Source organism: Novosphingobium sp. Fuku2-ISO-50, from assembly GCF_001519055.1.
In the GTDB taxonomy this organism is placed as follows: Bacteria; Pseudomonadota; Alphaproteobacteria; order Sphingomonadales; family Sphingomonadaceae; genus Novosphingobium.
The window spans coordinates 133,573-149,179 of sequence record NZ_KQ954288.1 but is presented as its reverse complement, the minus strand read 5'-3'; the positions used below and the strand labels follow the sequence as shown (position 1 = coordinate 149,179).

Here is a 15,607-nt window from a genome sequence, read left to right as displayed (position 1 = left end):
CAGCGCAATGCCGGTGTGCGGGCCTTTGGGCATTTTGCAGACGGGCGTTGATAGTGCGCGCCCGCTTGCAGGAGGTGGCGCATGGCCCAGACGATGAAAGCTGCCGTTGTTCGAGAATTCGGCAAGCCGCTGGTGATTGAGGACGTTGCGATCCCCACGCCCGGCCCCGGCCAGATTCAGGTCGCGATTCAGGCCTCTGGCGTATGCCATACCGACCTTCATGCCGCCTGCGGCGACTGGCCGGTCAAGCCGGTGCCGCCGTTCATTCCCGGCCATGAAGGCGTCGGCTTCGTTTCCGGTGTGGGCGCCGGGGTAAAGCATGTGAAAGAGGGGGACCGGGTCGGCGTGCCTTGGCTCTACACGGCCTGCGGTCATTGCCGCCATTGCCTCGGCGGGTGGGAAACGCTGTGCGAAAGCCAGCTCAACACCGGCTATTCGGTCAATGGCAGCTTCGCCGAATATGTCGTCGCCGATCCCGACTATGTCGGACATTTGCCGGCGAACATTTCGTTTCAGCAGATCGCGCCGATTCTCTGCGCCGGGGTGACTGTCTACAAGGGGCTGAAAGTCACCGATACCAAGCCGGGCGACTGGGTGGTCATTTCGGGGATCGGCGGGCTGGGCCACATGGCCGTGCAATATGCGCTGGCGATGGGGCTGAATGTCGCGGCGGTCGACATCGATGACGCCAAGCTCGCTCTGGCGCGCAAGCTGGGCGCGGTGGTCACCGTCAACGCGCTGCATGAAGATCCGGGCAAGGCCATTCGCCGCGCGACGGGCGGCGGGGCGCAGGGCGTGCTGGTTACGGCGGTCGGTACGACGGCCTTCCGTCAGGCGATCGACATGGTCGCGCGCGGCGGGACGGTGGCGCTCAACGGCTTGCCGCCGGGGGAATTCGGGCTGCCGATCTTTGATGTCGTGCTGGAAGGGATCACGGTGCGCGGTTCGATTGTCGGCACGCGGCTCGATTTGCAGGAATCGATCGATTTCGCCGCTGCCGGGAAAGTGCGTGCGACGATCGAGACAGCCCGGCTCGAAGACATCAACACGATTTTCGATCGCATGCACAAGGGCACGATCGAAGGGCGCGTCGTGCTCGATATGGCGGGATGACCTGCCGGACCTGACGAAAAAGGGGCCCCGGAATGCATCCGGGGCCCCCTTTTTTGACTGAAGATCAGAAGGCTTAGGCCCAGGTCTTCATTTCGGTTTCGAGGTTTTCGACGATCGCTTCGAAGAACTGCTCGGTCGTCATCCACGGCTGGTTGGGGCCGATGAGGATCGCGAGATCCTTGGTCATCTTGCCGCTTTCGACCGTGGCGATGCACACGCGTTCGAGCGTTTCGGCGAACTTCACCACTTCCGGGGTCTCGTCGAAACGACCGCGATAGATGAGCGCGCGGGTCCAGGCAAAGATCGACGCAATCGGGTTGGTCGAGGTCTGCTTGCCCTGCTGGTGCTGGCGATAGTGGCGGGTGACGGTGCCGTGGGCTGCTTCGGCTTCGATGGTCTTGCCATCGGGGCTCATCAGCACGGAGGTCATCAGGCCGAGCGAGCCAAAGCCCTGCGCCACAATGTCCGACTGCACGTCGCCGTCATAGTTCTTGCAAGCCCAGACGAACTTGCCAGACCACTTGAGCGCGGAAGCGACCATGTCGTCGATCAGGCGGTGCTGATAGATGATTCCGGCAGCTTCGAACTTTTCCTTGAAGCCTTCGGTGTCGAACACTTCCTGGAACAGATCCTTGAAGCGGCCGTCATAGGCCTTGAGGATCGTGTTCTTGGTCGACAGGTAGACCGGCCAGCCGAGGTCGAGGCCATAGTTGAAGCTGGCGCGGGCGAAATCGCGGATCGAATCGTCGAGGTTGTACATCGCCATGGCGACGCCCGCGCTCGGGAAATCGAACACGTCGAGATCGATCTTTTCGCCGTTTTCGCCGTCCCACACGAGGCGCAGCTTGCCCGGGCCCGGGATCAGCGTGTCGGTCGCCTTGTACTGGTCGCCAAAGGCATGGCGTCCGACCACGATCGGGTCGGTCCAGCCCGGAACCAGCCGGGGCACATTCTGGATCACGATCGGTTCGCGGAAGACGACGCCGCCCAGAATGTTGCGGATCGTGCCGTTGGGCGACTTCCACATTTTCTTGAGGTGGAATTCCTCGACGCGCGCTTCGTCAGGCGTGATCGTGGCGCATTTGACGCCGACGCCATACTTCTTGATCGCATTGGCCGAATCGATGGTGATCTGGTCGCTGGTCTCGTCGCGCTTCTCGACCGACAAGTCGTAGTACTTGAGATCGATGTCGAGGTAGGGGAGAATGAGCCGCTCGCGGATCCATTGCCAGATGATGCGGGTCATTTCGTCGCCGTCGAGTTCGACGACCGGGTTTTTCACCTTGATCTTCGCCATGAGGGTGCTTTGCCTTCCTGGGTAGGGGAGTTGGCCCTGGTTGGGGAGTAATCGGGGGCCCGCTGCGCCGGACGCCCAAGGGCGAAAAACGCAGGCAGACTCTGTGGAACGTCCCTTAGCAGGTGCGGCGTTGCGCGCAAGGCGGCGCGCGCGACGCTTTCTTGCGACCTTTTGCCTAGGCGCAAGGCGGCGATATGCAAGAAGGCTGGACAGGGGACGCCTGTCCTGCCTAGAACTTAATCAAGCGATTAAGCGTTTGGAGGATGCGATGAGTGAAACTGCCCCCGAAGTTCTGACAGAAGTTGACGGCAATGTCCTGATTGTCACGATCAACCGCCCCGAAGCCAAGAACGCGATGAACAAGGCCGCAGCCGAAGGCATCGCCGCCGCGATGGACCGGCTCGATGCCGAGGCCGATTTGCGCTGCGCGATCCTGACCGGGGCAGGCGGCACGTTCTGTTCGGGGATGGATCTCAAGGGCTTTCTGCGCGGCGAGTCGCCCTCGATTCCGGGGCGCGGCTTTGGCGGACTGTCGCAGTGGACGCCGAAAAAGCCGATCATTGCGGCAGTCGATGGCTATGCGCTGGCCGGCGGGATGGAACTGGCGCTGTCGTGCGACCTGATCGTGGCGAGTGCAGCCGCCCGGTTCGGCATTCCCGAAGCCAAGCGCGGGCTTGCCGCAGCCGCCGGCGGGTTGATCAAGCTGCCGCGCCAGATCCCGCCGCGCATTGCCATGGAACTGGCGCTGACCGGCGATTTCATCACGGCGCAGCGCGCCTATGAACTGGGCTTTGTCAACCAGATCAGCGAGGGCGCTTCGCTTGGCGCGGCCAAGGCCCTGGCCGCGCGCGTTGCCGAAAACGGCCCGCTTGCGCTGATCGCGTCAAAGGCGATCATCCGCGATTCGCACGAATGGACCGAGGCCGACATGTGGGACAAGCAGGCGTCCTATATCGCGCCGGTGTTCACCTCGTCCGACGCGCGCGAAGGCGCCGCCGCCTTTGCCGAAAAGCGCAAGCCCAACTGGCAGGGCAAGTAATCCGTCAGAAAAGGAAAGGGGCGGCGATGCAGGTGCATCGCCGCCCCTTTTTTTGGTGTTGCCCGATGAGGGCGATCAAAAGCCCAGCACGAGCGTTGCGATCACCGTGCGCGGGGCGCCGACTTGGGCATTGGTCAATGTGCCGGTCAGCGTCTGCGTGGTTGAGGTCGTCGCGCTGAAGCCGCCGACGTAATGTTCGTTGAACACGTTGGTGGCGTTGAGCTGGACATACGAGGCCTGGTTCAGGCCGATCGCGCTCAGCGCCATGCGGAGGTCGAGGTCGACCAGCGTATAGGCCGGGGTCTTGGCCGGGTAGACGACGGTGCCGTCGACAACGCCGGTATTGCCCGACGAGGTATAGGGCAGGTTTTCATCGTTCACGAAGCGCGGGCCGGTGTGCTTGGCCTGAATGCCGAAAGTGACCGGGCCGTAATTGCCCTGCAGCCGCCCGCCGAACGTATATTCGGGAACGCCCGATTCGAACTTTCCGGCGGTTGCGAGATAGGTGCCGACGCCCGAAATGACGTTGTCCTGGATCTTCGAATGCAGGCCGGAGCCAAACAGCATCGCCGTCGCGTGCTCGTTGATATGGTACGCGAGGTCGGCGTCGATGCCATAGCGATTGACCGTGCCGAGGTTCGAATAGATCGAGGTGCCTTCGGTCGGATTGTACGACTGGCCGAGCCGGTTGGTGAAATGGGTGTACCACAAATCGACTTGCGCGGTGATGGCATGGCCGTTGATGCGCCAGCCGAGATCGAAGTTGTCGGTCTTTTCCGGCCCCGGCTGCGCGCCCGCCGTCCCTTGCGGGAAATAGAACGATTGATACAGCGCGGTCGTCTGCGGCGCGGAAAACCCCTTGGAATAATTGAAGAACGTTTCGCCGACCGGCAGGATATAGGTCAGCCCCGCATTGGGCAGCACCGCGCTGTAGTTATACGTGCGGGTCTGCGGCAGGGCCGATCCGCTCGGCGTGCCCGATGTGCTCAATGCATAGGGGAAGGCTGCGGCATAGGCGGCCTGGCTGGCGCCGAAAACGCACGAGACGCTGCCGCCGGAATTGCGCGTAAAGCAATAGTTCTGCAACTCGCGGTGGAGGAACGGCACGCGCAGGCCGAGCGTGATGGTCAGGTGATTGTCGAGGAACTTGCCGCGATATTCGCCCGAGACCTGATTGAGCATCGCGATCGATTCGGTGTCGCGCTTCTGGATCGCGTTGCCCGAGGCATCGAGCAGCGGGGTCTCGGTCGGGAACGGCTGGATCGTGCCGCCATCGGTGCCGATGAAGGTCATTTCGCCCGACTGCGTGATGTCGGAGCGGGCAAAGGCATAAGCGAGGCGCATGGTCTGCGTCGGCGAGGCATCGTAGCGCAGCGAGGTCGTTGCCGCGACCCGGTGCGTCTTGGTCTCGCTGGGCACCAGCATGGTCACCCGGTCGATGGCATCGCCATCGTGGTTGAGATCGCTGCCGATGTAATAGCTGCCGTTGATATAGCCATAAAGCGGCGTTCCCGATGGCGTCGAAGTGGCCCCGGCGGTCTGGCACTTGCCCGCAATGAGGTAGCAGCCCGATTCATAGGCGCCGGTGGTGCCGCCGCCATTGGCTTTGGTGAACTGGTAGGACGGATCGAAGGTAAATGTCAGCTTGTCGCTGAGCGTCAGCTTCATCGCCGCGCGGATGTTCATCAGGTTGGCCGGGTTGTCGCGATAGTCAAAGGCCGTGCCGCACGCGTTCGGCTTCGTATCGGCCACGCCCTTGGTTCCGGTCGCGACCGAGCAGGGCTGATAGGTGTAAAAGCTGCCCGCGCCGGTCGAGGCGGGGAAATAAGTAAAGCCGGTGCCCGAATCGCTGGCCAATGGCACGTTCGACAGCGGATCGGAGCCCGAGAAATTGTTGCGCAGGACCACGTAGAACCCGGCGAGCGAGATGAAATCGCCCGCATGGGCCAGCGGCTGATAGATGCGGCCGTTGAATTCGTGTTTGCGGATATGGCCGTAGTTGTTGAACGGCGAATCGTTCTGGGTCTTGCTCGCCGAAAACCATGCCTTGGTGCCCGATGCGTTCAGCACGCCGGTGTCGACCATGCCGAATACGCGGTAATAGAGATCGGGGCCGAACGAGGCGACCAGTTTGGCATGTTTCTCGTCGGTCGGCATGTGCGACGTGAAATTGACCGTCGAGCCCGAAGCGGACGACGTCGGGCTGTCGACGTCGGTGGTGCCCAGGTTCACCGTGACCTTGTCGATCACTTCGGTATCGAGCAGTTCCTGCGCATAGAGCGCATAATTGCCGTCGTCGTTGAGCGTGACGCCGTCAAAGGTTTCGGAAATGCGCGATGCGTCAAAGCCGCGAATGGTCAGTGTGCCGCCGGCGCCGCCATAAGGATCGTTGTTCTGAAAGCTGACGCCGGGCAGATAGTTGATGATGTCGTTGATCGACTGGCCGGGCACCTGATGCTCTATGAATGCCTGGTTCAATTCGGCCTTGGCTTTCGACGTGTCGGGAATGACGAACCCGTCGATGCCTTTGGTCAGCTTGTCGTGAGTGCCGGTGACGACGATTTCCTTGTCGAAATCGAGCGTTCCGGTCGATTGGGCGAAAGCCTGACTGTTGGCGAGTGCCAGGCCCAGCGTGATCAGCCCCGCGCCGTAGCGGCGCGCACGATTGGATTTCATCATTATCAAGCCCCTGTTGTCGCAACATGTTGGCCAGGCGCGTTTCAAGACTGTGCAGGCCAACTCGGCGAAGCCCTTGCAGCTTGATGTTACAGAATGATGGTGGTTCGCAGCTGGTGCGCTGCAGCGCGGTGCACAAAGGCGATATGTGCCAATGACATGCGGGCAAGTCCCTAGGTCGAAGGACACCAGACGTGGGCGTTTGTGGTTTAGCTATTTTTTGACCAAAGAATGACTGATCAAAGAATGACTGACCAAAGAGTGACTGGCGAAAGAATGAGACAATGCAAAATGGCGGTGCGCCGGATAGCGCGAGCGTTGCAAAGGTGACCGGGACAATTCCGTTCGAGGAAACGTTCGTAGAGCTCGATGCCCGTAACGAGCGCGCGCTTCCCATGGCTGCGCGGATGATCCGACGGTTTGGCAGTCGTGCGCTCGATCGCCTTTACGCGCGCATCGCGGAGCACAGTGTGACGAGGCAATTGCTGCCGACGCGCGAAAAGCGTGAGGGCGCTGCAGCAGCCCAGCTGGCGCACTGGAAGGATCTGTTTCGCGGCCCGTTTGATGCCGCCGCCCGGCAAAGGTCCGAACGGATCGGCCGGGGCCACGCCGCCGTGGGCTTGACTCCCGATCTTTATGTCGGTGCCTATGCGCTGACGCTGGAAGAACTGATCCGTCAGGCTTTTGCCGCGCATCCCGCGATGCGCGTGTTTGGGCGCGGGCTGGGCGAGGGGACGGCCACGCTGGTCAAGGCCGCGCTGCTCGACATGGAAGCGGCGCTCGGCGCCTATTTCAAGGCCGATGCCGAAGGGCGCCAGGCGGTCATCGGCGTCGTCAGCGGGGCGCTGGCGGCAATGGCTACCGGCGATCTGCGCGCCGACCTGGCAGACCTGCCTCCGATCTACGAGCAGCTCTCCATCGATTTCCACGCGATGCGTCGGGACATCAGCGCGATGATCGTGTCGATGACGGTGGCCGCCGAAAGCATCAATATGGGCGCCTATGAGATCAGCTCTGCCGCCGGCGATCAGGCCGAACGGACCGAGCGCCAGGCCGCTGCGCTGGCGCGCACCGCCGAAGTGATGCGCGATGTCGCCAATGCCGTGGCCACCACGTCAAAGAGCGCCACGACGGTCGATCGCACGGTGGCCGATGTCGATCAGCGCGCATGCGAAGGCGGCACGATCATCGAAAGCGCGATGGCGGCGATGGACAAGATCAAGACGTCTTCCGAGGAGATATCCAAGATCATCGAGGTGATCGAAGGCATTGCGTTCCAGACCAACCTGCTCGCCCTGAATGCCGGAGTCGAGGCCGCCCGTGCGGGCGAGGCGGGCAAGGGCTTTGCCGTCGTTGCCAGCGAAGTGCGTGCGCTGGCCCATCGCACGACCGAATCCGCCAAATCGATCAAGGATCTGATCGGCAAATCGGGCGAAGACGTAAAGGCGGGGGTGGATCTCGTGGCGAGAAGCGGCAACGCGCTCGAAGCGATCATCGAGGGCGTCCGCGATGCCAGTACCCAGACTCGCGACATTGCAGCCTATGCCCACGATCAGACCCAAAGTCTGCAACGGGTAAGCAAGGAAATCGCCGACATGGACCTCGATACGCAGCAGAACGCGGCGATGGCGGAACAGACCAGCGCGGCTGCGCGCGGTCTGACCGAACAGGCCGATCGGCTCAACCGTCTGGTCGCCGGATTCAAGCTGGAGCGGCGCGACAAGGCGCGTCGGGACGATGAGGCCCGCGGCGGGAATGTGTTCGACGATGACATGCCGGAGCGGCTTCGCGCCTGAACTTCGACAAGCACAAGAAAAAACCCGCCTGCCCCTGGGGGCGGCGGGTTTATTTGGCGATGGTGGGCGTAGCAAGGATTGAACTTGCGACCCCTACGATGTCAACATAGTGCTCTACCACTGAGCTATACGCCCGGCACCATCGCATTCCCCGGCGCCTCTTCAGTGCCGGGAGCGGTCCTTTAGCCACGCTTATCCCGCCTTGCAAGCGGATTCGTGACCTTATCGTTCACATCGGCGGACGACTGTTTCCGGCAAGCGGATGATCGGAAAAGAGGCGCTCGACTTCGAGAACCAAGTCTTTGAGATGAAAGGGTTTTGACAGGACGCGGGCCTGTGGCGCCTCGCGGTTGGCCTTCAGCGTGACTGCGGCAAAGCCCGTGATGAACATGACTTTCGTGTTCGGGCTGATCTCGGCACAGCGCTGGGCGAGTTCGATGCCGTCCATTTCGGGCATGACGATGTCCGACAACAGCAAGTCAAAACGCTGACGTTCGAGCAGGGGCACGGCGGCAGTGCCGCGGTCGACCGCGGCGACGTCGAACCCGGCATTTTCCAACGCGCGGGACAAGTAGGCGCGCATGGCTTCGTCGTCTTCGGCCAGCAGGATGCGGATCATGATCACCTTCTGAAATTTGCGAACGGTTCTGATAGTCGTGCAGCCGGGGCGAGCGAGCCGACCCGAGACCGGTCGCGTCGCTTATAGACCTGCCCGGTTAAAAATGTGCCGCAAAAACGACGCAAGGTCACTTTGACACAAGCGCCATTCGGTTGCAGCCTTTGCCCAATGTCATGGACACGCAATCATGTCGGCGATTCGCGCCCACGCGCCACCGAAATCGGCGGCGGGGCGATTGCGGGGCTGCCGGGCGTGAGGGCATTTCGTTGTCTGGCGCACGAAGCGGCATCGGTTCCGATCGTTCTGGCTGCGCCGCATGGCGGGCGGTGCTATCCGGCGCATGTTCTGGCAGCCTTGCGCGCGCCCGATCACGTCCTGCTGCGGCTTGAAGATCGACTGGTCGATTGTCTTGCCGATGCAGTGGCGCGCGAAACCGGTGCGTGCCTTCTCGTGGCCGAAGCGCCGCGTGCGATGATCGATCTCAATCGCGCGGTCGACGATGTCGATTGGGATATGTTGGCCGACGCGCCGCGATCGGCAGCGCATCCGGGAGCGCCGGGATCCGGCCATTCCGGGCATCGCGCACGCAGCGGGCTGGGGCTGGTGCCGCGTCGCCTGCCGGGGGTCGGCGAATTGTGGAAGGGGCGGCTGCGCTATGCCGACCTTGTCGAACGGATCGCCTCGATTCATCAGCCCTACCATGCCGCGCTCGAATCGCTGGTCGAGCGCGTGCGCGAACAGTGGGGCGCGGTCTTGTTGATCGATCTCCATTCGATGCCGCCGCTGCCCGGCAATGGCGGCGCACCGGCGCAATTCGTCGTCGGCGACCGTTTCGGCACAGCCTGCGACGGGGAACTGGTCGCATCGATCTTTTCCTACCTTGCCGCAGAGCGCCGACCGGTCGCGCACAATCGCCCTTATGCCGGCGGTTTCGTGCTCGATCGTCATGCGCGGCGCAGCGCGGGCGTCTACGCGGTGCAGATCGAGATCGACCGCACGGCCTATCTCGACGCGGCGATGGCAGAACCGGGCGTCGGTTTCGAATCGGTCACCGCTCTGCTGGCCGGGATGGTTCGGCGGCTGGCAGTCGATGTTGCCGCGCTCGGGCGAGACCGGCTACGCTGGCGCGCCGCTGCCGAATGACGGCGCGAATGGCCCGTCGGGGCTCGTTATTGACCGTTGCCGTAGGGTAACAGGCCAACAAAAAACCACCTGGAGACATGCTCCAGGTGGCCAAGGTTCAGGGAGGAGGCGCGCTCGAAAGCGCGCCAGTCGAACCGGACCATGAGGGGAGCCCGGTGCAACACGCAAAGAATAGGCAAGGTGATGCGATGGCGCAAGAAATTTTGCGTGAACCTTGCAAAACCTTACGTTCAGAGTGGAGCAAGTTTTGTCGCAAGATGGTCGCCGCGCCGCCGCTTGCCCGCTCTAGTCCGGGTGGACGGCGCTTGCCGTCATGAAAAAGGGGGCCGCCGGACATGCCGACGACCCCCTTTTTTAGAAAGTGCGATGGGTTGGGATCAGAACGCCGGAACCGGCGCGACCGGCTGCGGACCCTTGCCCTGCTGAACCTGCATGGCAAAGACGGCGCTAATCAGTTCGAGCGAGAACATGTGTGCGTAGATCAGCGGCAGGAGGCCGCTCTGCGCCCAGCCGCGCAGCACGTCGCCGCGAACATTGCGCAGCTTTTCCTGGTCGATCATCTGAAAACCGCGATAGACGAAAGGCTGGCCGCCTTCCTGGCGCTGGATCGAGACCTCGCCTTCCATCAGCAACTGATGCTTCTTCAGTTCCTCGATGAACGCCTGCGTGCGTTGCCCTGCCTGTTCGAACTGTTCGCAGAACTGCAGCGCGGCGGTGGTCGTCGCAGAGGGCGCTTCGCCGTCGAACAGAGCCTGCCCGTCTTCGAATTCGCCGATCAGCCCCGATGTCGGGTCAAAGCACAGCGACAGCTCTTCCGATGTCGGCTGCAATTTGGCCAGCATGAACGGATAGCGGCGGGCATAGGCCGGAAGATAGATGTTGGGCGTAACCGTGCCGTCATCTTCGACAAACACGTTGGTGCCTTCGTTGAGGCCCATCAGTGCGAGCGGAACGGTGTTGTCGCCGCTGGCAAAGACGATCGGAAAATGACGCCCGGCCTGGGGGAATTCCTCGACGGTCAGCGGAACGGCATGCTGATGGGCGAGCCACGGCGCCTTGTCGACGCCGCGCGCGTGCCAGGTCGCATGGTCGCGCGTGTTGAGCGGAACGAGGTCATTGTAGAACAGGGGCAGGTTGGCAGGCGCGCTGGCCATCGGTCACTCTCCGTCAAGCACACGCGGGGCACCTGTGCCCCCCGGCAGATGCGCGGCGTTTAGGGGAGGCTGCGGGGCCGCGCAAGGTCACCTGCATCCATCTAGGTAGCTTTCCGTTCAAACCAGCTTGCCCGGGTTGAACAGGCCTTGCGGATCAAGCGCGGCCTTGATCGCGTGCAGCAGGTGAAGCGCCGCCGGATCGCCCAGCCGTTGCAATTCGTCGCGCTTGAGCTGACCGATACCGTGTTCGGCGGAAATCGATCCGCCCCACGCGGTAACGAGGTCGTGGACTTTGCGGCTGATCGCCTTGCCTTCGCCGGTTTCCCAGGCGAGGGCGTCGACTCCTGCGGGCGCCAGAACGTGAAAATGGATATTGCCGTCGCCCAGGTGCCCAAACCCGACCGCCGTCGTGCCTGGAAATTCGCGCTCGAGCAGCGGCGAGGCATAATCGATGAAATCGGCCATGCGTTCGACCGGAACGCTGATGTCGTGCTGCATCGCCGGGCCCTTGGCGCGCTCGGCCGGCGCAACCGAATCGCGCAGCCACCAGAACGCTTCGGCTTGCGCTTCGTTGGCGGCGATTGTCGCGTCGGCGACGAGGCCGGCTTCGAATGCGCTGACCAGCAGGCTTTCGGCCAGTTCCGGCAGGGCATCGGCGCCGGAGGCATCGGCGACGAGTTCGATCAAGACGTTCCAGGGATGATCGCCTTCGAGCGGCGCGCGTGCCGTCGGCAGATAGGCGAGCACGGCATCGAGCGACTGGCGCGGGACGACTTCAAAGCCTTCGAGCGCTCGATCCGCCTTGTCCTGGGCATGGAGCAGCAGCGCACGGGCGGCCTGAATCGATTCGACCCCCGCCCACAAGACCGCGCGCGCGGCAACGGCGGGTTCGAGCCGCAGCGTCGCCGCCGTGACCACGCCCAGCGTGCCTTCCGACCCGATCAGCAACTGTTTCAGGTCAAATCCGCGATTGTCCTTTTTCAACGGGACAAGCTGATTGAGCACCGACCCGTCGGGCAGCACCGCTTCGAGCCCCAGCACTTGCGCGCGCATGCAGCCGTGGCGCAGCACTTGTGTGCCGCCGGCATTGGTCGAGATCAGCCCGCCGACGGTCGCCGAGCCTTTCCCCCCGAGCGTGAGGGGGAAGCGCAAGCCTTCGCGCTCGACCGCCTCGTGCAGCGTCTGGAGGATGACGCCCGCCTCGCATTCGATCTGGCGTCCGGCGCGATCGATGCGCCGGATCGCGTCCATCCGTCGCATGTTGATCAGCACTGCGTGTCCGCTGGCATCGGGGGTTGCCCCGCCGCACATGCCGCTATTGCCGCCCTGCGGCACGATCGGCACGCCATGGCGCCCGCACAGTCTGACCAGCGCGGCGACTTGCGCGGTGTCAGCCGGAGTCGCGAGGCCGAGCGCGCGCCCGGTATAGCGGCCACGCCAATCGGTGAGCCAGGGGGCGAGGATGTCGGGATCGGTGGCAAAGCCCTTGGGGCCCAGCAAGGCGGATGCCGCGGCGAGGAACTCCGTCGTCCGGATTTCCGATGCCGTGTCGCTGGCTTGCGCGTGATCGCGTGCCGGGATCGTTTCGGTGGTCATGACATGATCGCTAATCCTGCGCTCGTGCGCGGGCAATTTATTTTTGCTTGAGGGCGGGTTAAGCGGTGGTTCAAGCAGTATGCGGCATGGCAAGGGGTGAAATCGGGACATGACGGCCGGCGGGGGGTCGGCGTCGGTCTCGGCGGGTTATGAACGGAAAAACCGGATGACGGGCGCAGCACGAGCGATTGAAAGCGAAGCGGTGAAGATTTTCGCCGCTCGACGTCTGGTTGCGGCGCGTCGGGCAGGGCGGTCGTTTGCCCGATGAAGAGCAGGTGGCGGTTCCTGATTGCGGTCGGGCTGGCGGCGTTGCTGTTGCCGGGCGGGGCCATTGCGCTGGGCGCGCTGTTCGTGCCGGAAGCCGCTGAGTCGCAGGCGCCGGTGGATGTCGCGCCGACACACGGCGGCGCGCAGTCACTGGCAGGCGCGCTGTCCGACGGCGACTGGCATCAGGTGCGTATCGAACAGCATCTGATCATCCGCATCACGCCCGGTGATCCCGCAGTCATGCGCGACGTGCCGCCGCCCGCGCCGGAGCCTTTGCCGGTGCGGTTGCGCGAGCGCCGCATTCCGCCTTGCGTCGCGGTGGCGGCGATTGCCGGGGTGCGCCCGCTGGCGGGGGACCGGCTGCTGCTGATCATGCGCGACCATCGCCTGGTCGGTGCCGACTTGTCGCGGACGTGCGCGGCGCGCGATTTCTATATGGGGTTCTATGTCACCCCGACCGCCGATGGTCAGCTTTGCGCCGGTCGCGACACGATTCATTCGCGCGCCGGGGCGACATGTACGATTGGGCAGATACGCGAATTGGTTCCGGTAAACTGAATGGCGCTTTGCGCGAGAAAAACCGTCCATGCCGGGTATTCGTTCTTCGGCATTTCTTGACTTTGCCGGGATTATCGGCATAGGGCGCGAAGGTTTCGGCAGGCTTGGAGCTTTGCCTTGCGCAACGCTGTTGCGCCGGGGCGGGTTTTGGGGGTGGCCGATGTCGCGTTACGGTTTGGTCTTTTCGGTCATGATCCGAAAAACAGGGCCGGACGCGCATTTTTAGCTGCCCCGTTTCCGGTCGTCTCACCGTCAGGAACTTGTCGCATCATGCGGCATGTCGACGTGAAGTTTGTTTCTCCAATCAGGAAAACCGCTGCGCATGAAGTTCGCCGATCTCGGCCTGTCTGACCAGTTGCTCCAGTCGGTTATCGATGCCGGCTATGACGAGCCGACGCCGATTCAGGCGCAGGCCATTCCTTCGGTACTGATGATGCGCGACATCATCGGTATCGCGCAGACCGGAACGGGCAAGACCGCCGGCTTTGTGCTGCCGATGATCGACATTCTGGCGCATGGCCGACGGCGCGCGCTGATGCCGCGTTCGCTGATTCTCGAACCGACACGCGAACTGGCGGCGCAAGTTGCCGAAAATTTCGAGAAATACGGCAAGAACCACGATCTGCGCATGGCGCTGCTGATCGGCGGCGTGCAGATGGGGGACCAGATCAAGGCGCTGTCCGACGGGGTCGACGTGCTGATCGCGACGCCGGGCCGGTTGATGGACTTGTTCGAGCGGGGCAAGATCCTGCTGACGGGCTGCGAACTGCTGGTCATCGACGAAGCCGATCGCATGCTCGACATGGGCTTCATTCCCGACATCGAAACGATCTGCAGCAAGCTGCCGACGACGCGCCAGACGCTGCTGTTTTCAGCGACGATGCCGCCGCCGATCAAGAAGCTGGCCGACCGGTTCTTGTCCAACCCGAAATATATCGAGGTGGCCCGGCCCGCCAGCGCCAACATCAATATCGCCCAGTACAAAATTCGCGTACCGGCGCGCGACAAGCGCAAGGCGCTGCGCCAGTTGCTGACGCAGGAAAAGGTGTCGACCGCGATCATCTTTGCCAATCGCAAAACCACTGTGCGAGATCTGGCCAAGAGCTTGAAGCAATATGGTTTTTCCGCAGGCGAAATCCATGGCGACATGGATCAGCCGGCGCGGGTCGCCGAATTGCAACGGTTCAAGGACGGCCATGTCAACATCCTGTGCGCGTCCGATGTGGCGGCGCGCGGGCTGGATGTCAAAGGTGTCAGCCATGTGTTCAATTTCGACACGCCCTGGCACCCCGATGACTATATTCACCGCATCGGTCGGACCGGGCGAGGCGGGGCCACAGGTCGCGCGATCACGCTGGTTTCCGACGAAGATGCCGAAGCGATCGCCAATGTCGAAAAGCTGACCGGCATGGTGATTCCCGAAATTACCATCGGGCTTGACCAGGCGGCGAGCCGGTCTTCGAGCGAAGATGAAGTGCAAGCGCCTCGCAAGCGGAGCAGCAGGAGCGCCGACCGGAGCGAGCCTCGCGCATCAGAGCACGCCGGGGCGGAGCGGAGTGGGGCGGAGCGCAGCCCGGCGCGCAAATCTTCACGCAAGGCCGGGCCGAAGCCCGAAGCCGTTGCGTCCGGGGACGTGGCGCCGATCGAAGCGGCACCGGTCGAGGTCGTCGCCGAGCGGCCGAAAAAATCGGATGCGCGGCCCGCAGAGCGTCGCGCCGCTGCTCCCGAGCCGCGCGCTCCCGCGCCGTCACCGGCTGCACCTGTGGGCGAAACAGGTGCCTGGAACGGTCCGATCCCGGGGTTCCTCCACGTTTCAGCGCTCTGATCCACGGCGCCGGCTGCGTGGGCTTCATGCACGCGCGTACCGCGATGATTTGGTCATGGCCAATTTGTAATCTTGTGCGAACCCGGGCATGGCTTTGGCCAGGGAGCCGTGGCGGGGGAGCGAAAGGTTATTGATTTGGTGTGTTTTTTGGAAAATGATGGCCGTTGCGGACTGTTTGAAACGGGCTTTGCTGCAGGTGATCACGGCGCGGGATCGACCATGGCGGTGTTGGCGTGGTGGGCCGTTAAACAGTTCTTCGCCCTATATACGTAACTCCTGCGGGCGATGTCCTTCTGCAAAGAGGCACCGGGGAGCACGACATGAACGCTATCACTATGTTTCTTGCAAAAATCGGGCGCGATGAAAGCGGTGCGACCGCGATCGAATACGGTTTGATGGCTGCCTTGATTTCGGTTGCGGCGATCACCGCGATGGGCGCGCTCGGCAATTCACTGACCAATACCTTTAACTATGTTTCGGGCCAGGTGCAGAATGCGCAGAGCGGTCAGTTGTAAGGCGGTGGC

General features: G+C 62.9%; 12 protein-coding genes and 1 tRNA gene. 7 read left to right on the top strand and 6 right to left on the bottom strand.

Translation table 11 applies throughout. The features are described from left to right. The first annotated feature begins 81 nt into the window (after positions 1 to 81). Entirely contained in the window at positions 82 to 1,113 is a 1,032-nt protein-coding gene (gene adhP, locus AQZ50_RS07910) for an alcohol dehydrogenase AdhP (RefSeq protein ID WP_067745098.1), read from the top strand. A 73-nt stretch (positions 1,114 to 1,186) separates the two neighbouring features. On the opposite strand, the gene AQZ50_RS07905 is transcribed toward adhP, so the two are convergent. Continuing rightward, a complete protein-coding gene (locus AQZ50_RS07905; protein WP_067745095.1) occupies positions 1,187 to 2,410 on the bottom strand; it encodes an NADP-dependent isocitrate dehydrogenase in 1,224 nt (407 codons plus the stop codon). A gap of 268 nt (positions 2,411 to 2,678) precedes the next feature. Here AQZ50_RS07905 and AQZ50_RS07900 point away from each other — a divergent pair, with 268 nt between their 5' ends. Further along, a complete protein-coding gene (locus tag AQZ50_RS07900; protein WP_067745092.1) occupies positions 2,679 to 3,449 on the top strand; it encodes a crotonase/enoyl-CoA hydratase family protein in 771 nt (256 codons plus the stop codon). A 75-nt stretch (positions 3,450 to 3,524) separates the two neighbouring features. Here the strand turns inward: AQZ50_RS07900 and AQZ50_RS07895 are convergent, their stop codons facing one another. Next, positions 3,525 to 6,125, bottom strand: coding sequence for a TonB-dependent receptor (locus AQZ50_RS07895; protein ID WP_067745408.1), 2,601 nt, complete (start codon positions 6,123 to 6,125; stop codon positions 3,525 to 3,527). Positions 6,126 to 6,451: 326 nt separating this feature from the next. Between AQZ50_RS07895 and AQZ50_RS07890 the strand changes: the two genes are divergently transcribed. Beyond that, complete coding sequence (locus AQZ50_RS07890) at positions 6,452 to 7,921, top strand: globin-coupled sensor protein (protein ID WP_231730165.1); 1,470 nt, start codon at positions 6,452 to 6,454, stop codon at positions 7,919 to 7,921. 60 nt (positions 7,922 to 7,981) lie between these two features. Here the strand turns inward: AQZ50_RS07890 and AQZ50_RS07885 are convergent. Both AQZ50_RS07885 and cpdR read right to left on the bottom strand, forming a co-directional pair. Continuing rightward, positions 7,982 to 8,056: transfer RNA gene (locus AQZ50_RS07885), tRNA-Val, on the bottom strand. A gap of 94 nt (positions 8,057 to 8,150) precedes the next feature. Then, positions 8,151 to 8,540, bottom strand: a complete 390-nt coding sequence (gene cpdR / locus AQZ50_RS07880) for a cell cycle two-component system response regulator CpdR (RefSeq protein ID WP_067745086.1) — start codon at positions 8,538 to 8,540, stop codon at positions 8,151 to 8,153. A gap of 168 nt (positions 8,541 to 8,708) precedes the next feature. On the opposite strand from cpdR, the gene AQZ50_RS07875 reads away from it, so the two are divergent. Continuing rightward, entirely contained in the window at positions 8,709 to 9,683 is a 975-nt protein-coding gene (locus tag AQZ50_RS07875) for an N-formylglutamate amidohydrolase (RefSeq protein ID WP_067745083.1), read from the top strand. A 377-nt stretch (positions 9,684 to 10,060) separates the two neighbouring features. Here AQZ50_RS07875 and AQZ50_RS07870 read toward each other — a convergent pair whose 3' ends face one another. Then, positions 10,061 to 10,837 carry a SapC family protein gene (locus AQZ50_RS07870; RefSeq protein WP_067745080.1) on the bottom strand — a complete coding sequence of 259 codons (777 nt, stop codon included), beginning with the start codon at positions 10,835 to 10,837 and terminating at the stop codon, positions 10,061 to 10,063. 117 nt (positions 10,838 to 10,954) lie between these two features. Further along, positions 10,955 to 12,433 carry an FAD-binding oxidoreductase gene (locus AQZ50_RS07865; protein WP_067745077.1) on the bottom strand — a complete coding sequence of 493 codons (1,479 nt, stop codon included), beginning with the start codon at positions 12,431 to 12,433 and terminating at the stop codon, positions 10,955 to 10,957. Between the two features lie 264 nt (positions 12,434 to 12,697). On the opposite strand from AQZ50_RS07865, the gene AQZ50_RS07860 reads away from it, so the two are divergent. The 3 genes from AQZ50_RS07860 to AQZ50_RS07850 all read left to right on the top strand — a co-directional run bounded on the left by AQZ50_RS07860 (position 12,698) and on the right by AQZ50_RS07850 (position 15,598). Continuing rightward, positions 12,698 to 13,258: a hypothetical protein gene (locus AQZ50_RS07860; RefSeq protein ID WP_067745075.1), complete on the top strand. Its 561-nt coding sequence runs from the start codon at positions 12,698 to 12,700 to the stop codon at positions 13,256 to 13,258. A 322-nt stretch (positions 13,259 to 13,580) separates the two neighbouring features. Next, positions 13,581 to 15,083 (top strand): DEAD/DEAH box helicase, encoded by a 1,503-nt coding sequence (locus AQZ50_RS07855; protein WP_067745072.1) that lies wholly within the window; start codon positions 13,581 to 13,583, stop codon positions 15,081 to 15,083. A gap of 320 nt (positions 15,084 to 15,403) precedes the next feature. Beyond that, complete coding sequence (locus AQZ50_RS07850; RefSeq protein WP_067745070.1) at positions 15,404 to 15,598, top strand: Flp family type IVb pilin; 195 nt, start codon at positions 15,404 to 15,406, stop codon at positions 15,596 to 15,598. Positions 15,599 to 15,607: the final 9 nt, after the last annotated feature.